This is a genomic window from Flavivirga spongiicola (assembly GCF_030540825.1).
Lineage (GTDB): Bacteria > Bacteroidota > Bacteroidia > Flavobacteriales > Flavobacteriaceae > Flavivirga > Flavivirga spongiicola.
Map to the genome: position 1 here is coordinate 2,818,557 of NZ_JAUOEO010000001.1, position 22,069 is coordinate 2,840,625.

Genomic DNA, 22,069 nt, shown 5'->3' on the forward strand with positions numbered 1-22,069 from the left:
CTGAATGTGATGTTATAAGCTATTTAAACCATAAAAATTCGTATTTAAGCGATTTTTTTTGAGGTTATAGAAGGTTAGTATATACATTTGACTGCACCCTCATTTACTTTTATTAAACTTAACTTATAAATTATGAAAACTATTTTCATATGGTCAATTCTTATATTCTTTACAGTATGTAACACATACGCTCAAGAAAATCACTACGAATTTAACAGGCTTAACACTAGGAAACAAACGTTAAAAGGGCAGTCTACTTCAGAAATTTATGGCGTCTTTTATGTGAAAATGGAGGGGTTGGTAAATCCAGAATATACTAAATTAAAAAGTGAGTTAGAGAAGGTAAAGGCCGATAGTATTTCTAAAACGACAGATTATTCTAAGGCTCTTGATAAATTTAATGATATATCCACTATTAAAAGCAAAGTTGTTGCTTTTAACAGCTCAAGTAAGCCTTTTAGAAATAAAGTAGCACTTTTAAAAGAAGCACAAATTCTAGCTTCAAAGCATCATATTAAAGATCTTTTTTATTCTGATAACTACATAAATAAACATATGAAGGCTGGGTTTTTGCTTCTTAGTTTAAATCCAGAGGATATGAAAGTGCATTTAAGCAAGATTTTATTGAAATTAGATAATAATATTAAAGTTCCAGAAAAACCTGCCTATGAGTCAATTGTCGCTTTAAGAAAGAAATTATCCAATACTAAGAAAAATAAAGATATTAAGAACCTAAAGAATAATAAGGGTTATACGATACAAAATAGTATAGTGCCACCCGAAGAGATAACAGGGAATTTCATGGTTGTAGGCAAATATTTTGTATTAAGCACACCAACCAATAGGCTTTTGAAAGATCAATTAATATCAAAAAAGACTGTTCTAAATTTACGTATAGCTAAAAAGAAATTATACACTAATGAAGAGAGAGTGTTAATTCAAAATAAGCGAACTAAAGAAATGTATTTGGTGGATCATAGTTTTTTAAACAGTTTTTCTGTTAAAAGCTAATAAGATTCTATGAAGTCTAATAAAGACGATTTTAATAAAAAATTATTTATCATGAAGAATTTCACTAAAATAGTATGGTTGCTAATAGTAGTTTCAGGAAGTGTTTGTGCCCAACAAGAAAGAGGTATAAAGGGTACTGATAATTGGCTAAATGCCTGGACAGAATTTAGCCCCAATACAGTGGATTATGGAGAAAGCACTCACGTATTAACTGGTAATATAACAGAAGATATAACACTTTATAAAAAACATACTTATTTGTTGATAGGCAATGTTTTTGTTACAAATAATGCCATTCTTAGTATAGAACCAGGAACAGTGATTATGGGAGATTCCAAATCGAAAGCAACGCTTACTATTACTGTAGGATCTGCTATAATAGCTGAAGGAACTTTAACCGATCCTATTGTTTTTACTTCAAATAAAATGACCAAGAAAGCAGGAGATTGGGGAGGGGTAATAATACTTGGAGATGGATATACTAACAAACTTGAGAAAAGTTCAGGAACTTCTTTTTATGCGGAAATTGAACCCTCAAACTATAAATACACAAATTTTGGAGGGAAAAGTTTAAAAGAGAACTCTGGATATATATCATATGTAAGGGTGGAATATGCAGGAGGAAAAACGAAAAGATCTAATGTTTCCAATGCTTTATTGCTAGGAGGAGTAGGGGTAAAAACTACAATAAATAATGTCATGGTAAGCTATTCTGCGGGCAATTCCTTTAACGTTATTGGTGGAGCAGTTAACTTGAACAAAATGGTTTCATATAAATCTAAAGGGAATGATTATAATTTTAGTTACGGGGCAGTATGCAATATAAATAACTCATTAGCAGTTCGGTCACCTTATATATCATCCGGTGAATCTAGATGTATTAACGCAGTTTCCTATAACAGTGTTAAAGAGGTCGATTTTACTAAAAAAGGAACAGCAGTAATAGCAAAAAACGTGACACTTTTAACTGATACTAAAAACTTAGATTATGAAATTGAAGCAGGTCTAATAAGGGAATCTATATATATAGGTGAAAACACAAATTTTAAAATCGACAAAAGTATCATATCTGGTTTTAGTAAAGCAGTAATACTTGATGAAAACATCAAAGTTAATGATGCTAGTTTGGCAAGGATACAATTTAAAAATATATGTTTTAACAATTGTAATGGAAGTGTTTTTTTAAACTTTAATGATAATAATGAAAATTTAGAAAACTGGTATAGAAATCCTTCTTTTTCTAATGTCTATTTTAGAACTAGCCATTCTGAATTATTCATTGATTTAAACAATAGTAAAAGGCCAGATTATAGATTGCTTATAAACAAAAGAATAGCCATGAATAATGGTTCAAAAATAACTAATAATTAATCGTAGAAAATTCTCGTTACGATTTTTTATTAAAAAATAACTAGAACTGATATATTAAAAAAAGGTTATTTTTTCAAGATGTAATTAAAATATAATTGGTTGATATATAGTATTATATGGTTCGATTATTTATTCAACTTAGAAAAGACATCCCAAACCACAACACCACAACTCACCGAAATATTTAATGAATGCTTGGTGCCAAATTGAGGTATCTCAATCACCACATCGCTAGTACTAACAACATCTTGAGTGACCCCCTTTACTTCGTTACCAAAAACCAGCGCGTAAGTCGTGTCAGCTTCAGGTTTAAAATCATTTAACATGGTAGCATGCTCTGCTTGTTCGATAGCACATACTTTTATGTTTTCTGCCTGTAACGTTTCAACTAAATGCATAGTGTCTCCAACATATTCCCAGTCTACCGTATCGGTACTTCCAAGTGCTGTTTTATGAATGTCTTTATGAGGTGGTTTAGCTGTTATGCCACAGAGGTAAATTTTTTCAATTAAAAAAGCATCACTGGTTCTAAATACAGAACCAATATTGTTAAGACTTCTAATGTTGTCTAAAATAATGATAATTGGTGTTTTTTTTACCGATTTAAAATTATCAACACTCAATCGGTTTAATTCACTATTTTTTAGTTTACGCATCGAAAATCGTTTTCTTTTTTTTTCATTCCCTCGAAGGAGGGAATCTTATCGTCTCACATCATTATAAGAGGTGTGACTGTTAATAACCTGTTTAATTTGACTTCTCTTCTCAGATTGCGACGTCCTTCGTCCTCGCAATGACAATTGCATTCTTGCTTTTGACTTAATTATTGTTGAAATCTTAAGCTAATTGTAGATAACTTCTAATATATCCATTTTAAAAAAAATCAAAATAATACTACATTAGCAATCTTACAATATCTGCAAAAATAACACTTAAAAACCATTTTACCATTGGTAGATTTCCGTCTTCACGGAAATGAAAAAAAGATTAAATGAAGAAAAAAGCAAAAAAAGAGACTCCTTTAATGAAACAATACAATGCAATTAAGGCTAAGTATCCAGACGCCTTATTGTTGTTTCGTGTTGGCGATTTTTACGAAACATTTGGAGAAGATGCGGTTAAAACGGCAGGTATTTTAGGTATTATTTTAACCAAACGTGGTGCTGGCAGTGAAAGTGAAACCGAATTGGCTGGTTTTCCTCATCATTCATTAAATACCTATTTACCTAAATTGGTTAAGGCAGGTGAACGTGTTGCTATTTGCGACCAATTGGAAGACCCTAAACAAACCAAAACGATTGTTAAACGTGGTGTGACAGAACTAGTAACGCCTGGGGTGGCACTAAACGATGAGGTTTTAGTATCAAAATCCAATAACTTTTTGTGTTCGGTTTATTTTGATAAAAAGTATATAGGTATTTCGTTTTTAGATATCTCTACAGGTGAGTTTTTAACCTCACAAGGTAATGCAGAGTATATTGATAAGTTACTACAGAATTTCAGGCCTAGTGAAGTATTGGTTTCTAAACAAAAGCGTACGACGTTTAATGAAACGTTTGGGAACGATTTTCATACGTTTTATATGGAAGATTGGGTCTATCAAACCGATTATGCCTATGAAACATTAATAAAGCATTTCGATACTAAAACACTAAAAGGTTTTGGTATTGAAGATTTGTACGAAGGCATCATTGCGTCGGGTTCTATTCTTCATTATTTGTCGGAAACGCAACATAACAAACTGCAACATATTACATCCATTTCCAGAATCGCTGAAGATGAATATGTGTGGATGGATAAATTTACTATTAGGAATTTAGAACTTTATAATTCGACAAATAATAATGCCGTGACGCTTTTAAATGTGATTGATAAAACCATTTCGCCTATGGGCGGCAGGTTATTGAAGCGTTGGTTGGCATTGCCTTTAAAAAACGTTGATAAGATTAAACAACGTCATGAAGTGGTAAGTTTTTTAACTAAGGAACATACCATGCTTCAAAAAATTCAGAACCATATTAAACATATTGGTGATTTAGAGCGGCTCATTTCTAAAATAGCGACAGGAAAGGTAAACCCGCGTGAAGTTATTCAGCTTAAAAACTCTTTAGAGGCCATCGTACCCATAAAATCGTTAGCGTCAAATTGTGATAACGAATCGCTTAAAATGATTGGTGATACACTGCAGGGATGTGAGGTGCTTCGTGAAAAAATTAAAGAAACACTCAATGAAGAAGCACCCGTAAATGTATTAAAAGGAAATAGCATTGCTTCTGGTTTTTCTTCAGAATTGGACGAATTGAGAGGTTTGTCAAAATCCGGAAAAGATTATTTAGATAAAATGCTGGAACGTGAAAGTGAACGTACAGGCATCACGTCTCTAAAAATAGCCTCAAACAATGTATTTGGGTATTATATTGAGGTACGCAATACCCATAAAGACAAGGTGCCTGAAGAATGGATTAGAAAGCAAACACTGGTAAGTGCCGAAAGATATATTACAGAAGAACTTAAAGAATATGAAGCTAAAATATTAGGGGCAGAAGATAGAATTCAGGCGATTGAACAACAGTTATTTGCAGAATTGGTTGCATGGATGAACCAATATATAAAAGCAGTGCAGCAAAATGCTTACCTAGTTGGGCAATTAGATTGTCTATGTGGATTTGCTCAACTGGCAAAAGATAATAAATATGTATACCCTATTATTAATGACTCTTTTGATTTAGATATACAAGATGGTCGACACCCTGTCATAGAAAAACAATTACCTATTGGTGAAGCTTATATTGCTAATGATGTGTTTTTAGATAGGACTGCTCAACAGATTATTATGATTACGGGACCTAACATGTCTGGTAAGTCGGCTATTTTACGCCAAACGGCGTTAATCGTGCTATTGGCCCAAATAGGGAGTTTTGTGCCTGCGAAAGAAGCTCGTATTGGTCTGGTGGATAAGATTTTTACGAGGGTAGGAGCTAGCGATAATATTTCAATGGGAGAATCGACCTTTATGGTAGAAATGAATGAAACTGCTTCTATTCTGAATAATATATCAGATAGAAGTTTGGTGTTGCTTGACGAAATAGGTCGAGGTACAAGTACTTATGATGGTATTTCAATAGCTTGGGCGATTAGCGAGTATTTACATGAGCATCCTGCAAAACCTAAAACATTGTTCGCAACGCATTACCATGAGTTAAATGAAATGACCGAAACATTCGATCGCATTAAAAACTTTAATGTATCAGTTAAAGAATTAAAAGACCATGTGCTTTTTTTAAGAAAACTGGTTGAAGGAGGTAGTGAACATAGTTTTGGTATTCATGTCGCTAAAATGGCAGGTATGCCGCAACAAGTATTGCATCGAGCTAATAAAATTTTAAAGAAATTAGAGAAGTCTCATTCTAGTGAAGAATTAACGGATAAGGTTAAATCCATAGAAGATGAGATACAGCTAAGTTTTTTTAATTTGGATGACCCATTATTGGAAAATATCAAGGATGAAATATTACACATTGAGATTGATACACTTACGCCCGTTGAAGCGCTTATGAAACTTAATGAAATTAAGCGAATGTTAGTTAAGAAAAAGCATGCGTAAAATAAATAAAATTTATTTTACTAAAAGGCTTTGCAATTAATAGAAATATTTTAAATTTGCATCCGCAATAGCGATATTGTATGTTCATAAAAAGACTGCGAAAGTAGCTCAGGGGTAGAGCATCACCTTGCCAAGGTGGGGGTCGCGGGTTCAAATCCCGTCTTTCGCTCTGATACTTTCTTAAAATATACCAATGCTGAAGTGGTGGAATTGGTAGACACGTTGGACTTAAAATCCAATGCCCATTAGGGCGTACGGGTTCAAGTCCCGTCTTCAGTACTAAAGCCTTTACGAGATATCTTGTAAAGGCTTTTTTTATTCAGGTACAACATAGGTACAACATTTTGATTTTTTTACGGCACAAAACAAAAAGTTGTGGAGTATATAAAAAAGATGTCATCACCTTTTTAAATACTTTTTAACTGTTTCTTTAATTCTAAACTGTGATTTCTGTTTCTTTTCTTTATGATCAAAAGTTAATTTATGCAACTCTAAATCTCGCAACTTAATGACCAGTCTAATATAGTAAGTTTAGGAAAAAGACTATAGTTTTCTCTAAAGTCATAAGGGATTTCATTTTAAAATTTTATTATTCATTTGAGTTAATTAGCAATTAATTAACATTTTGTTACTAGTGGGAGAATAGTTTTATACGTCATAGACTAAATGAATCATAAAATTTTAAAAATGAAGTTATTGTTACAAAAAAGAAATAGCATTTTAATGGTTAACTGTTTAGTATTTCTTTTGTTTTTTGGAGGAAGTTGTAATACAATAAAAGCACAGTCTACTACTTACAATGATGAAAAAAGAGTAGAAGAAATACAGCAACAGGTTTTAAAAATTTATGATAAGCTATTAAAAAGCACAGTAAGGGTTGAACTAGGAGAAGCTGCAGGGAGTGCTGTTTTAATATCGGAAGACGGTTACATTCTTACTGCAGCTCATGTTATAGATGCCGTTGGAGGAAAAGAAGGCCAAGTTAGGCTTTATGATGGATCGGTATATATGGCAACTTGTCTAGGAAAAGATGGTGTCGCTGATTATGGATTAATGAAAATAGAGCCTACTGAAAAGCTTGTGTATGCAGAGTTAGGAGTCGCGTCAAATTTACCTAAAGATGAAGCTTGTTTAATGTTCGGGCACCCTAGTCCTTCAGATAAAGAACGTCCTGCTATTGGCAGAATAGGTTTTTATGAAGGGATAACAGATAGTGACTATTTAAGAACTTCCTGTATTATGATGCCAGGAGATTCTGGAGGGCCTATGTTCGATTTAAACGGGAAGGTGATAGGTGTTAATTGCTATATAACTAGAGGAATGGATGAAAACTATTATGCTTCTGTAGATAATGTAAAAAAGAATTGGGATAAGTTGGTAAGTGGTGAATTGTTTGATTATAGTAAGCCGGCATATAGTGGTTCAATTGTTGAGGCTGTTGAAAAAGAAAGCCCATTTGTGTTAAAGGAAGGTAAAGATACTTTTGTCAAGATATTGTCAAAGAAAAAAAATAAAACACATGAAACTATTGTTACCATTGAAAGTTTAGTGGAAGGGGATTCTATAAAAACTCAGGGAACCATTTTTGATAAAAAAGGTTATATAGTAGCAAAGTCCTCACAAATAGGAAACACTCAGGTATATTGTACTTTAAACAATGGAAATAAAGTACAAGCATATCCAGTAGGACGAGATAAAGTTAATGATCTAGTTGTGTTAAAATTAGAAACAAAAGAAAATCTAAGCTCCATAAACTTAGGTTTAAATAAGGAGATAAAAACAGGGCAAGTACTAGGAACTGTTTCAAGTCAAGGGGATATTGCTTGGTCTGGAATTTTAGGCTTAGGAGTAAGAAAAATTAAGACAAAGGATAAAGGATATCTAGGAATTGAATTTAACAAAGAGCAAGACAGTGTCATTATAGGAAATGTTATTGAAGGAGCTGCCGCAAATCGAGCAGGTTTACTGGTAGGGGATAAAATTATTCAATTTAATTTAATGCCAATTAATGCAAGACGTGACTTGTTTAAAGCACTTTCTAAAACCGAGCCAGATCAAAAAGTAATTGTTAAGGTTTTAAGAAATAAAATTGAAAAAGATATAGAGGTTATATTGGATAAAAGAAAAGATAAAAAAACCAGATCTAATTATGTTGCAGGCAATGTGAAACCTAGTAAAATTAAAGATGGTTTTCCTAAAGCGTTTACTCATGATATGCCTTTGCAGCCTCATGAATGTGGTACACTAGTAATTAACCTACAAGGAGAAGTTTTAGGAATTAACATTGCTAGAAGAAGTAGAACATGTTCATTGGCTATTCCGTTAGGGCATGTGGAAAAAGTTGTAGAAACAATATTAAAAAAAGCAAAAATAAACAGTTAATAAATAAAACTAGACACCTTTAAAGCTTCAAGAAAAACAAATATAAGATCTTGTTTTTAGTAGTAAGAAATTATTTATTTAACATTTTACTACTAGTGGGGGAATAGTTTTCATACGTCATAGACTAAGTGAATCATAAAATTTAAAATAATGAAGTTATTGCCGCAAAAAAGAAATAGTATTTTAATGATTAGCTATTTAATATTTCTTCTGTTTTTTGGAGGAGGATGTAATACAATAATAGCACAGTCTACTACTTACAATGATGAAAAAAGAGTAGAAGAAATACAGCAACAGGTTTTAGATATTTATGATAAACTATTAAAAAGTACTGTACGAGTAGAGGTTGGGAGTGCTGCAGGGACTGGCGTGTTAATATCGGAAGATGGTTATGTTCTTTCTGCTGCTCATGTTGTTGCTGCAGTTGAAAAAAGAAAAGGAAAAATAAGACTTTATGATGGCACAGTATATACGGCGACTTGTTTAGGGAAAAATAAGATAGCCGATTATGGATTAATGAAAATAGAATCTGATAAGAAGTTTATTTTTTCGGAGCTAGGAACCCCTATAGATTTAGCTAAAGATGAGGCTTGTTTAATGTTGGGCCATCCTGCATCTGATGAAAAAGAACGCCCTCCTATTGGAAGAATAGGTTTTTATAAAGGAGTAACTAATGGAGATTATTTAAAAACATCATGTATCATGATGCCTGGAGATTCTGGAGGACCAATATTTGATTTAAATGGGAAAGTCATAGGAGTTTGTAGCTATGTTAATAGTGCAATTAATGAAAATTATTATGCCTCCGTTTATAATGTGAAAAAGCATTGGGATAAATTAGTTAATGGGGAATCGTTTGGGAATATTAAATCCCGTTATAAAAGTACAGCTGTTGAAGTAACTGAAAAAGAAAAACCGTTTGTATTAAAAGGAGGTAAAGAAACTATTAGTAAGGTTTTATCTAAAAAAAGAAACGACATTGATAAAGCTGTTGTTGCTATTGAAAGTATATTAGATGGCGATGCTTTTAAAACCCAAGGAACCCTTATTAATAAGAAGGGCTATATTATAGCAAAGTCATCTCAAATAGGAAATAATTCAATACAGTGTACTTTACATAACGGAAATAAAATACAAGCGCAAATGGTTGGTAGGGATCTTGTTAATGACCTTGTTGTGTTAAAAATAAAAACGAGGGAAAAATTAAATGCTATAAATTTAGATATAAATAGTGCAGAGAAAGCTGGGCAGTTATTAGGTACAGTTTCAAGTAAAGGTGATATTGCCTGGTCTGGTATCTTTGGTTTAGAATCAAGAAAAATTAAGACAAAAGATACTGGAGATTTAGGAGTTGAATTTGAAGAAAAAGAGAATGTTATCGTAAAAAGAACTATCGAAGGAAAAGCAGCGAATAAAGCAGGTATATTGGCAGGAGATGAGATTGTAAAATTTAATGAGGTAGCAATAAACATAAAAAAGGATTTACGTAGAGCGCTTTCTAAAACAAAGCCGAATGAAAAAGTAATTGCTACCATTTTAAGAGGTGGGGCTGAGAAAGATATAGAAGTGGTGCTGGGTAGAAAACGTGTAGATTATATGAAAAATCATGTGGCAGGAGGTATAAAAACTACTAAAATAAGAGATGATTTCCCTAAGGCTTTTACACACGATATGTCTATATTACCTAGTGATTGTGGTACACCAGTAATTAATTTACAAGGGAAAGTCATAGGTATTAACATTGCTCGTAGAAACAGAGTAAGCTCATTGGCTATTTCGTTAGCACATATAAAAACCGTTGTAAATAAAATATTAAAAACAACAGATAAGAAAAGTTAGGATCATGCTCAAAAGTTATGTTTAATCAAAAATTTGGTTGATCTAAGAAGTGTAGAATTTGGAATTGTAGGGTTTTAGATATACTACGAGTCTCAGTATTTGATAGCAGTGTTCATAGCCAGTTAAAGGCGGGATTAAGATGAAATCTTATATATGGTTTAAAGTATCAAGAAAAGATGTTATTGAAAACGGAAACATACATCTAACTTGAAATTTAGACGCAGTTTAAAAGGTCAAAATTTAGAAATAATGAGTGCAGGAGTGGAGATGCAAAACGAAGCTTTAAGCGCAGGACGAAATGTAAAGAAAATGTATTGAATACATTTTTAGAGAACGAGCCAGAAGACGCTTGGAGAAAGTGAATGGTGCTTTAGCTATTTCCTATATTTTGACGTGATTTTTTTCTGGATACAAATTAGCTGTATCGTTATCTAAAAATGAGGCAGCAACAAACTTACCGCGAACATTTTCAATCTTAGGTTTAAGGGAATCTTTTGATATGTGCTTTATATATAAACTCTTTTGAATGTTTCAATTTTTGTAGGCTCCATGTTCAAAACCATCTAATACAATATCTGATCGTTCTGGAGAAGGGCTAGAATAAAACAGATTAAAATTAGTGTTAGAATTTTTAGGAAGAACATAAACTTAAAAAGTAATTTTGGCATATGCGGATAAATATACAAACAGTGCCTGAAACCAAAAAATGATACTCATTCTAGAAATAACTAAACCAAGTATAGAACTGGCAAGGATTACTTTTATTTGCCAATACAGACCGCATTGGTCTAACACCAAACCAAATGCATGGACAAAAAAATATTAGAATCAGAACCTATAAAAACAGAAATCTCCAAGAGCCGAAACTCTCAGAGATTTAAAAACTATCTTTGTATAAACCTGTAACAGTTATTTAGGATTAGTCAATTTTCTATCTGTCTCTATACCCTATTCCTTTGATTTTTCCAAATCCAGAATAAGAACTTTCTAAAGTAATTTGACCATTTACAGGTGGTACATCATAAAACTCTACTACACCACCATTTGCAGAACCATTATGAGTACAAACAACTAATTGACTACTCAACAAATCATACCTATCATTACTTTTATTAAACTCATTGAATTTTAAATAGGTTACTTCTTCAGGTCTATCTATCATCAATGTCGTTTTATCTTGAGTAAAATCATATTGATATACTTTGCCTCCAACTGCATAGAAAATATAGCCAAAATCCGGGCTAACTGCATAACTTGTAGCCTGATCAAAATCTGTAGCCGTAATTTCACCATAATGATACTGTGTATATTTATTAGGCGAAAATATTGCCAGATAATGTTTTGAATCTACTGGATCTTTCAAAAAAGCAAAAGCTCTGGTACCATTGTATTTACTTTGCGTCATATATATCAGGTCTTTTCCTGTATCATAATCAAATAATGTACTAGCCTCTGGAGCCATTAAACCAGATGATGCTCGAAAACCAGAAAATCTAACAAATCTTTTATTTGTATCATCATAACCTGTTGTACTAAAAGGAGCACCTTTTACAATATAAGGAGACGCTACAAAAGGCGTACCATCAATTATATTAATAGGTTGGTTATATCTAATATGCCAAACTGAAAACCAATGGTATATATTGCCATTTGCCGCAGCGTATCCATAATTTGGATATGGTGAAACCAGATTATCTGCTTTAAGATCATCTGGCTGATCTGATGCAAACTCACTACTTAAAGTTCTAAACGTTTCGAATGTATTTGGAGTCAGTCTAACCGTACCATTTCCTGAAGTAGTAATATAAATACCAAGAACACGACGATCCCATTGATATATCATAAGGGATTCTGGAACTCCTGATAATTCTAATTCGGAATTGGCAATACTAAGTACATCATTCTTTACTGTATATTCTTCAAATAAATAAGAAATCATATCTAGTCGAGACCCTCCATTTTCTTCACTTAAAACAAGCCAACCTTCGTAAAAAGGGTTTAATACTTCTACCGTAAAACGATATTCGTATTCTATTTCCGTATCTTCATCAGTTACAACATAATAAATATCATGCTTACCCGGAGCCCAATCCAAATTCTCAATATCTAAATCCTTGGTCTCAGCTATTATCTCAGAATCATAGCCCCCATCATCAATGAACCATTTATAAGTATAATTATTGGAATCTTTTGTATGTTTTAAATCTGGAGTGACTTTAAAATCATCATATCTAGCTATAGAATAAGACTCTTCTACACCTTCAAATGTTATTTCATCTACTTCTGTATAAACGTAATTTCCTTCATCTTCCAAACATGACACCACCAACAAACTAGTACAAAAAATTAACGCTATTTGTTTTTTTATATTTTTAAACATTTTATTATTTTTTATGTTATTTTTAATTCCGTACACGTACTATCATGGTACAATCATCTCGGTCCCATCATCTTCTAAAACCGGTGTTCCTGCTGCTTTTTGAGCATTTAGATAACTTTTAAATTTAGCTGTTTGATTAAAAATTGTAGACAAATTAGGGAACCTGCTAAAATCGGGAACTGCTATTTCGTTTACTTCTGCAAATAAGTATACTTTTTTACGTGAAAAATCACCCAATAAATACACCATAAACCTATTCCATATACTCGGTTCTACTAATTGGTCTGAAACACTAATCTCAAATTCATCATAAACAACTGGTCTACTTGTTTTAGAATTACTTGAAGTTTGATCTCCAGTAACCTTAACTTCAAAATGATCATTAGGAACCAATTTAAACTTTAAATTAAAAATTTCCGTTTCCATATCGTCAGTTCTTATAAACTCTACGGGAATATCAGCATAAACACTGTCTTTAAGGACTGTTATTTCCCTTGGTAAGTTAAAATGTACACCTTCAGTGGCAGTTGTTTGATCATCTAGAACCTCTATTTTAGCTATTCTATCATACGATGTGGTATAACCTTGTACGCGAACTTTAACGTCTACTATTTTGTCTGTAACTTCTTCTAAGTCAAAAGCAAAGCTTATAGGAATGCTATCTAATCTTCTTTCTAGAGCTTGAGAAAAATAAATAACATCCTTCCCTTCATAAACCATAGTTTCTTTTGTTTCACAAGCCATTATAGAAAATACTACAAGACACATGATACCAATTTTTTTGATATAATTTTTCATGATAATTAATTTTAATTATTGCGATAATTAGATTCTGAATCTGGTAGTGGTGCAACATATTCTGCATCTCCCATCTCTATAGTTCTAGAAGAGTTTGCATTAGGAATTTCAGAAATGTTTTTTCTTTTATAATAGAAGAACATTTGACCTTCTGCATAAAACTCTCTTCTGTATTCTTTAAGGATTTCTTCTTGAATATCTGCTCCAGGGTCTATATCAGGAATCCCTCTGTTAAATCTCTGTGCGTTAAGATAAGTTAAAGCATCTGCTTCATTAGCTTCCAATTCTGCAGCAATTAAATACATTTCACTCATTCTTATAAGAGGCTGAAAAAATCTAAAGCCCATCTTTGGGTCATGTACATCTGCATATTTGAAAAATGTTGGAAACGAATGTTCTCCTAATACTGGCAATGCCCACGATGATAACCTACGGTAATCATTGTCATTACCCTCAAAAAAGAAATCTAATTTACTTTTAGCAGCTAAAATACCAACTTCATCTAAAGAAGCTGCGAACAAATCTCTTTGTTGGTTGTACAAATCATTATTATTTAATCCAAAAATTATTTCTGAAGAAAAAATACGATCAGGGTTAGCTCCTGCAGAAATTACCTCTTTAAAAGGTGTCCAAGGAAACCACACAGAAGCTTCTTCTATAACCAACTTGGCTGCTGTTAATGCTGCAGTATTATTACCTGCATATAAATTAACTCTCGCCTGTAATGCTTTTACTGCATAATAATTCATCCTTTTATTTCTAAACCTATAAAAATCTGATTCTCTATACTTATATAATGGGTCATCAGAATCTAACTGTTCTTCTTGAGAAACATTTATTTTACCAAATTCTCTGATAGGATCATTTTCTAAAAATGTTTCAGCACTCGTTAAATCTGCAAGAATTTTTTCCATAGCCTCACTTGCCTTTAATAAAGGAGTAATAGTACTTTGTACATCTACATTATAAGGAATTGAGGGGTCTTCTGGTGATTTAACATATATTGGACCAAACAGTCTTAATAAATCGAAATGAAGCATGGCTCGTAATGCATAGGCCTCACCTAATAATATGTTTTCTTCCTTTTCTGGTAAAAGGTTATCACGAGCTTCTACCTGTTTTATAAAATTATTTATATTTAAAATATTTACATAAGCAGAAGTCCATATATTATCCAAAGCTCCCCTTACATTACTTGCTGTATAATTAATATCTTTATATTCTTTATACTTATGTGGAGTAGACGTATCTGTGTTGTAAAGCTGTGCGAAAATATCAACAGTACTCATAGTTAACCCTCCTCCATAAAGAGACCCTGAAGTCATATCTAAATAAATCCCATTTAAAACTGTTTGGGTTCCAGAAGGCGTAGAAAACATACCGTCTTCTAAAAATTGATTCTCTGGCTTTACATCTAAATAGTCATCACATGAAGTAAATAAAATACATCCTACTAATACTGCCGTAATATTTTTTAAGTATTTTTTCATCTTTTTTAATATTTATAATTAAAAATTAGCATTTAGTTTTAAAGAAATAGTTCGTGCAAATGGGTAACGAATACCGCGTTCTGTTCTTATAGAAGATATGCGGAAAATATCATTCATAAACGCAGTCAATCTCAATTGGCTTAGACCAAGACTTTTAACCCATTGAGTATCTCTAAAATCATAAGCCATATTAAACGACTCTGCTATAAGTACATTTTCCTCTTGAATGAATCGAGAAGAAATTCTAGTGTTATCAAATTGATCAATCGCTTTAAACCTAGCAACATCTCCCGGTTCTTGCCACCTTTCAGTTAAGGCTCTTACATCATGGTTAAATATTCTTTGGCCTTCAGAGATATTTTCTACTTTGTTATATAATTCTGAGTTAATGACATCTCCTCCTATACGGTAACGAAAATTAAGCCCCAAAGAGATGTTTCCAACACGAAAATCTGTACCAAATACACCTTCAACAGTAGGTCTATTATTCCCCATAACCTTCTCATTTTCTATATCATATTCATAAGTTGTTTCTCCATCTTTTGTTAAAAACACTTCTCTACCGTTTCCTGGATCGATCCCTAAAGATTCTAATGCCCACATATCGTTTGGACTGTACCCATCTCTATAGCGTAATAAAAATCTAGAGGCCGTGCCATTTTCTATAGCTTCTAGAATATTATCAGTTTCAGAACTACCGGTTATTGCAGCTCTTCCTGCATCATCTAAACTTCTAAGGAAATCGCCAAAACCACCATATTCAGATTTTGTTGCAGCCATTGTTAATCTTAAATTCCAAATTAACTTTTGGTTTGGTTTATAAAGAGGTGAAAATCTTATACTGGCTTCTAGTCCTTTTGTATCTAAATACCCAACATTTATGGGGTATTGAAAAACTCCTGTTGAAGAAGGTAAGTTAATACTAGCTACTAAAGGGTCTGATCTTCTAACAAATCCGTTTATGGTTGTACTTATTCTGTTTTTAAAAGCGATATCTAAACCAAAACTGGTATCTAAAGCACTCTGCCATTTTAAATTTGGATTTGCTATTGATTGTAGTTTAGCACCTTGTCCAAAAATGTTAACATCATTAATAAAACGATATAAAGCTACAGTATTTAATGCAGCAAAGCCTTGGTTTCCTGTTGAACCAATATTTCCTCTCAACTTAAACATCGTAATTTTATCGCTCATATTAAATTGATTGTGCAAATTCCAACCTAAACCAACAGACCAAAAAGGAGAATATTTATTACTAGAACCAAAAACTGTAGAACCATCTAAACGATAGGTCGCATCAAATAAATAAATATTATCATAAGAATAGTTTAAACTCCCTAATATATTTACACGTCTATCAACTCTTTCTGAGGTATTTGGAGATGATTCTGGTATATAATCATAAGCAAATGCTGGGTTACCGTTAGTTCCTACAGGAAACCCTAAAGCACCTATACCTAGCAGCTTATTTTTAGAATGCTCTACAGACCCTCTTATATTGGTAGTAAGTCTATGCTTTTCTGCAAAAACATTAGCATAAGTCGTCATAATATTGGCTCTGTATGTAAATCTATCGGTTCGCGTATTAGTATATCTACCTCGCTCACTAATAATACTTTCTCTAAATGAAGGGTCTTGTGGAGATACGAAATTTTCACTAGTGTTAAGACCTGAAGAAAGCTGGAGGTTTGCCTGTATTCTAAACTGATTAGAAAAACTTAAAATAGCCTGTAAATTATTAGCTATATTTCGACTATTATTTTTACCATAATTATTTAAAGTAGAACGGTATAATGGGTTATCAATAAATACACCATCATTAGCAAAATATCCTTCTATGTCTAAGTATTTTGTAATGTTTCCATTCTCATCAGTTTTTCTGAAATACGGATTCGTTCTGGAAAATGCAGCAAAAGACCCGTATGGTGAATCAAGCCCTTCTGCACCATTTATACTAAGGTTGTTCGAAATGTTTAATTTTCCTTTACGATAGTTCATTCTTATATTACCTCCCCAGGTAGTACGATCTGAACCAATCATAAGTCCTTGCTGTTTTCTATAATTTAAACTTACACCATATCTAAAAGCTTCAGCTCCCCCACTAGCAGAAAGAGAATGCCCTAAAGTGGTACCAACTCTAAGAGGTTCGTTTAACCAATAAGTATCGACACCTCGAGTCACTTCTTTTAAAACAGCATTATAATGCTTGCCTCTATCAAATTGAGAAGACGTAGTGCTAACACCACGATCCCAATACCCCGATAGCCTTTCGTATTCTAACTTTTGGCTGGCATTCATTAAGTTAAAGTCTGATAAGTCTGGCATCTCAATTCTAAAATCTGAAGAATAGCTAACTTGTAGCTCACCTAATTTAGGTTTTTTAGTTTCTACAACAATAACACCATTTGCCGCATTAGAACCATATAACGCCGTAGAAGAAGCATCTTTTAAAATGGTAACAGACTCAATACGGTTAATATCTAAATCGACAATAGTTCTTAAAGACGTTTCAAATCCATCTAAAATAAATAATGGCTGATTAGGATCATTCCCAAATTCATCTCTTAAGTTATCTGTAGAAATACTTGTTTGCCCTCTAACTTCTATATTTGGTAAATTATTAGGATCTGACCCTAAGCTCCTGTTTTCAAATATAATAAAGGAAGGATCTATCGTTTTTAAACTCTCTACTAAATTTAAATTACCAATAGCTCTTAATTCTTCTCCTTTTACAGTTGTTACTGCACCGGTAAAACTTTCCTTACTTCTAGTAACAATACCCGTAACAACAACTTCGTCAAGTTTAGAGATGTCTTCTTGTAACATAACATCAATCTTATTTCGACCTCCTATCTTTATTTCTTGAGAAATATATCCTAAATAGCTAAATACTAATGTTGCTTGCTCATCTGTGATAATTGAATAACTTCCATCAAAATTAGTCACAACACCTTTTTTAGCGCCCTTTATCCTAACATTTGTTCCTGCAATCGGTACCTTGTCTTTATCTACAACTTTACCAGATACTTTATGTTGGGGTACATTTAAAAGCTGTTTTACTGGCTTTAGTACAATTTGTTTTTCTAAAATTTTGAAGGAAACATCAGAATTTAGAAATAATTTTTTTAGAATAGATGAAACTCTCTCCTTTTTAGCATTTACTGAGACAATTTTTTTATAATCTACTTCACTATAATTATATAAAAACTTAAATTCTGTAAGTTGTTCAATCTTATTTAATACATTTTCAACACTTACGTTTTCAAGGTTTAGAGTAATTTTATTCTTTTGACTATATGCTTCATTAGCTTGAAGCTGAAATAAAGAAACTATCAATAAGAGTGTAGTAAGTTTCATTTTTAAGTCAAATTTTAATGAAAAAGAGGGATTGCTCTTTAACTTAATAACTTTTTTCATATTTTTGTTATATGTTATATGTGGTTAATTAATTTAATCACTACAATACCATTGGGAGATGTTCGTAGCATCTTCCAATTTTTTTTTGGTGTTTTTTTTCTGTTTTTAAGAGAAAATAAATACCTTGTAGATCTTAGCAATTTTGTTTATTGTATAAGTTTATTTCTTCACAGGCAGTCTTTTTAATTAATTATTATTTGATTGTTTTTAATGCTATAGTCTATAGCATAACTAATATTAAAAGATTCAAGAACTTGCTCAATAGTTTCAATATCGAAACTGGCAGCAAAGAGTTGATCATCTAATGCTTTGTTATTATTAATAATCTCTACGTTATAATGGCGTTCTAATTTTTTTATGATATTTTTAAACGGTGTATATCTAAATATAATTTTGCCATTTATCCAAGCCGTATGCATTTCTATATCAGCTTTTGTAATTTCTATATGATTTGTTTTCTTATTCCATTTTGCTTTTAACCCTGGATCTAAAAGTGTTGCTGTTTCCGGGTTATAATCTTCATTACTATTGTATAAACTTACTAAGCCTTCTACCAATACTGTAGTAACATTTTCGTCTTCGGGGTAAGATGATATATTAAATTGCGTTCCCAATACTCTTACATCAATTTCATTTGTGTTTACTACAAATGAATTATTGACATCTTTAGATACATCAAAATAAGCTTCTCCATCTAAAAACACCTGTCTTTTTTTCCCTTCTATAAAATTAATTGGGTATTTTAATGAAGTACCAGCATTTAAATGTACATGAGTACCATCAGACAACTGAACTTCATAACGTTTACCATAAGGGACTGTTATTGTATTATAAACTAATGTTTCTACTTTAAGTTCCTTATTATACACTAATTGGTTTCCTTTCTGGGTTCCAAGAATATTGCCTTTAACATCAGTAACTTGAATGGTTTCTCCTTTATTAAGAATTTTAACATCTCCATTATCTAGTAATAATGTAATGCTTTCATCAGGGATAACGAGCTTTGGTTCACTTTCAACATAGCCTTGCTGATAGAAATAAGCCATTCCTAAAAAAATAATGGCTACTGCTGCATATTTGAAAACGGTTTGATAGCTTTTTATTATCGGTATGCGTTTAACTTCTATCTTTTTAAGAAGATTTTTATAAGCTGCTTCAGCATCTATAGGCCTATTTGCCATATCAAGTTTATGGTTGGCATTTAGCAATATTTTAAATTGATCTTGGTTTTTTTTCGAATGCTGCACCCATTCTATCAGAGATTTTAATTCTGTTTCTGAAATAGTATCGGTTAAATATTTAATAACTAATTTTTTCATGCAGCAGCTTTAAATTTATTTCGTAATTTTCATTTGTGACGTAAAGTCCTTAATTTACCCCTATATAAATATTAGTTTTTTTTTTAATATTTGCAAAAGAAGTATTTTTTAATTCTCTCAAAATAATACATATGGATGAAAAGGTTTTATGGAAACTTATAAAACAAAATGACGATAAAGCATTACAAATGCTTTTTGATTTACATTACAAACCCATGTGTTATTATGCTATACAATTCGTTAAACAAATGCCAGAAGCAGAAGACATTGTCCAGAGTGTTTTTATAAAACTATGGACAAAACGGCATAACATTACTATAAATACGTCTCTAAAATCATATTTATATAGGTCTGTATATAACAATTATATAGATGAATTTCGAAAGGATAAACAAAAAGAGAAGTATCTGGAATCCCTAAAATATGATATGTTAACTGAGCATATAGACATAGAGGATTCGTCAGAATTTCAAGAAAAAATTGATAGAATAAAGACTCTTGTAGATACATTATCTCCTCGGTGTAAGGAAGTTTTATTATTAAGCAAACAAGAAGGCTATAAACATAGAGAGATTGCAGAAAAATTGGAAATTTCTGTTAAGACTGTAGAGTCACTAATGAGTACGGCCTTTAAGAAAATACGTGCCGGGTTTGAAGACGGTGATTTGTTTTTTATCCTTATTAGAAAAGTCTTCAAAAGGTTAAAATTTTAAAATATTTTTGAAAGTATCATATTTCTTTACTTTGATAATCAATTTCGAATCTTTTTAGAAATCATCAATATAATTAGGACTACGTTTCTTATAATTATCAGGTAATTTCTCTAAAATATCTGTAGACTCTTGTGCGGTGATTGCATGATAAGTGTATGGTTTTGTTTGTAAAATTCATTAATGAAATGAATACATTTTCTTCAATTATAATCCTCTTTTAAAAATATTAAAAAAACTAAGCCATATTATCTAGGGGTAAATTAAGGACTTTACGTCACGAATGAAAGTTATTTTTTACTATTCAAATAATTTAATTCACTAAAAAACATTAACCAAAATAGAATATAATGAAAAAACTAAGTCTGGTGCTCCTTTTCACTTTAGTAATAATAATGATGGGTTGTAAAAAACAACCCTCTGTCGATTATGCCATTTTAACAGGAGAAATAACGAATACAACTGGAGGTAGAATAGCACTTGTTAAAGGGCGCTCTTTAGTAAAATATATAGAATTAACAGAGGCAGGCACTTTTATAGATACCTTAAAGGTTGAATCAGGATTTTATACGCTGGCAACAAGTAAAAATAAAACCTCAATTCATATTGACAAAGGCGATAATATGAAAGTTGATTTTGATAATAACAATTTTGAAAACACGCTGAAAGTTAGCGGGAAAGGTTCTGAAAAGATCGCATATATTAAGAAGAAATCTGAAATGAAAGCCAGGTTGTTAACACAAAAATCAGAGATGTACAGTTTAGAAGAAGCAGCATATCTTAAATTGATTAGATCAGCAAAAGACTCCTTAATAACTCATGTAGAAAACACTGAAGGTTTACCTGAAGAGTATATTGAAAAGGAAAAAAGAGATATACATTATGAGTATTTAGGAAATTTGGATAGGTATCCAGGCATCCATAGGTCTTATACAAAAAATAAAAAGTTTAAAACCTCTGAAGGATTTTTAAAAGAATTAGATGGTTTATCATATGAAAATGGAGAAGATTATTTATTTTCAATAAACTACCAGACCTTAGTGAAAATGCGCTGCAATAAAAGATCGCAAGAAATACTTAAACAAGGAAAGGTGAATTTTTTTATAGCTTATCTTCAAGCGGTTGGTGAGATTAAAAATGATATTATTAGAAACGACTTGCTTTATGATGCTGCAAAACTGAATATTACACAAACCAAAGACTTAGAAAATTATTTCAAAACGTATATGTCGTTTGCTACAGATAGTACGCATATAGAAAACATAACTAAAAGCTATGATAAATTGTCGTTGGTAAGCAAAGGGAACCCGTCTCCTAAATTTACAGATTACGAGAATTATGCTGGAGGCACTACGTCCTTAGATGATTTTAAGGGGAAGTATGTGTATATAGATGTTTGGGCAACCTGGTGTGGTCCTTGTAAAGCAGAAATACCATTTTTAAAGGAGATTGAGAAAGAATACCATGACAAGAATATTGAATTTGTAAGTATCTCTGTAGATCATAAGAGAGCTCATGAAACATGGAAAAAAATGGTAGAAGAAAAAGAGCTTGGAGGTGTTCAATTGTTTGCAGACAATGGCTTTAGTTCAAAATTTATATCAGATTATATGATTAGGGCCATTCCGCGGTTTATTTTATTAGATCCCGAAGGAAAAGTAGTGGATTCACAAGCACCAAGACCTTCTAACGCTAAGCTAAAAGAAATACTTACAGAATTAAGTTTATAAAACATTGCTCTGAATTTA

Annotated in this window: 13 protein-coding genes and 2 tRNA genes; 9 read left to right on the forward strand and 6 right to left on the reverse strand. The window is 31.9% G+C overall.

Annotated features, from left to right (window positions below; genetic code table 11):
• Positions 1–132 precede the first annotated feature (132 nt).
• Together Q4Q47_RS11325 and Q4Q47_RS11330 are read left to right on the forward strand one after the other, a co-directional pair.
• Positions 133–1,011, forward strand: a complete 879-nt coding sequence (locus tag Q4Q47_RS11325; RefSeq protein WP_303306768.1) for a hypothetical protein — start codon at positions 133–135, stop codon at positions 1,009–1,011.
• 9 nt (positions 1,012–1,020) lie between these two features.
• A complete protein-coding gene (locus Q4Q47_RS11330) occupies positions 1,021–2,382 on the forward strand; it encodes a hypothetical protein (protein WP_303306769.1) in 1,362 nt (453 codons plus the stop codon).
• Positions 2,383–2,507: 125 nt separating this feature from the next.
• On the opposite strand, the gene Q4Q47_RS11335 is transcribed toward Q4Q47_RS11330, so the two are convergent.
• The gene (locus Q4Q47_RS11335) at positions 2,508–3,038 is read right to left on the reverse strand and encodes an RNA methyltransferase (protein WP_303306770.1); all 531 of its coding nucleotides are present in this window, start codon (positions 3,036–3,038) and stop codon (positions 2,508–2,510) included.
• Positions 3,039–3,373: 335 nt separating this feature from the next.
• Here Q4Q47_RS11335 and mutS point away from each other — a divergent pair, with 335 nt between their 5' ends.
• The 5 genes from mutS (at position 3,374) to Q4Q47_RS11360 (ending at position 10,207) form a co-directional block, all read left to right on the forward strand.
• Positions 3,374–5,986: a DNA mismatch repair protein MutS gene (gene mutS, locus Q4Q47_RS11340; protein ID WP_303306771.1), complete on the forward strand. Its 2,613-nt coding sequence runs from the start codon at positions 3,374–3,376 to the stop codon at positions 5,984–5,986.
• Between the two features lie 97 nt (positions 5,987–6,083).
• Positions 6,084–6,155: transfer RNA gene (locus Q4Q47_RS11345), tRNA-Gly, on the forward strand.
• Between the two features lie 26 nt (positions 6,156–6,181).
• Positions 6,182–6,265 (forward strand) — tRNA-Leu (locus Q4Q47_RS11350).
• Between the two features lie 408 nt (positions 6,266–6,673).
• Complete coding sequence (locus Q4Q47_RS11355) at positions 6,674–8,368, forward strand: S1C family serine protease (protein WP_303306772.1); 1,695 nt, start codon at positions 6,674–6,676, stop codon at positions 8,366–8,368.
• A gap of 186 nt (positions 8,369–8,554) precedes the next feature.
• Positions 8,555–10,207, forward strand: a complete 1,653-nt coding sequence (locus Q4Q47_RS11360; RefSeq protein WP_303306773.1) for a trypsin-like peptidase domain-containing protein — start codon at positions 8,555–8,557, stop codon at positions 10,205–10,207.
• 931 nt (positions 10,208–11,138) lie between these two features.
• Here Q4Q47_RS11360 and Q4Q47_RS11365 read toward each other — a convergent pair.
• From Q4Q47_RS11365 to Q4Q47_RS11385, 5 genes are all read right to left on the reverse strand, one after another.
• A complete protein-coding gene (locus Q4Q47_RS11365; protein ID WP_303306774.1) occupies positions 11,139–12,587 on the reverse strand; it encodes a PKD-like family lipoprotein in 1,449 nt (482 codons plus the stop codon).
• Between the two features lie 42 nt (positions 12,588–12,629).
• Positions 12,630–13,385 (reverse strand): DUF4843 domain-containing protein, encoded by a 756-nt coding sequence (locus Q4Q47_RS11370; RefSeq protein ID WP_303306775.1) that lies wholly within the window; start codon positions 13,383–13,385, stop codon positions 12,630–12,632.
• Positions 13,386–13,396: 11 nt separating this feature from the next.
• Positions 13,397–14,875 (reverse strand): RagB/SusD family nutrient uptake outer membrane protein, encoded by a 1,479-nt coding sequence (locus Q4Q47_RS11375; protein WP_303306776.1) that lies wholly within the window; start codon positions 14,873–14,875, stop codon positions 13,397–13,399.
• A gap of 18 nt (positions 14,876–14,893) precedes the next feature.
• A complete protein-coding gene (locus tag Q4Q47_RS11380; protein ID WP_303306777.1) occupies positions 14,894–18,292 on the reverse strand; it encodes a SusC/RagA family TonB-linked outer membrane protein in 3,399 nt (1,132 codons plus the stop codon).
• A gap of 182 nt (positions 18,293–18,474) precedes the next feature.
• The gene (locus tag Q4Q47_RS11385) at positions 18,475–19,611 is read right to left on the reverse strand and encodes a FecR family protein (protein WP_303306778.1); all 1,137 of its coding nucleotides are present in this window, start codon (positions 19,609–19,611) and stop codon (positions 18,475–18,477) included.
• A gap of 131 nt (positions 19,612–19,742) precedes the next feature.
• Between Q4Q47_RS11385 and Q4Q47_RS11390 the strand changes: the two genes are divergently transcribed.
• Entirely contained in the window at positions 19,743–20,324 is a 582-nt protein-coding gene (locus Q4Q47_RS11390) for an RNA polymerase sigma factor (RefSeq protein ID WP_303306779.1), read from the forward strand.
• 347 nt (positions 20,325–20,671) lie between these two features.
• Positions 20,672–22,051, forward strand: a complete 1,380-nt coding sequence (locus tag Q4Q47_RS11395; protein ID WP_303306780.1) for a TlpA family protein disulfide reductase — start codon at positions 20,672–20,674, stop codon at positions 22,049–22,051.
• Positions 22,052–22,069: the final 18 nt, after the last annotated feature.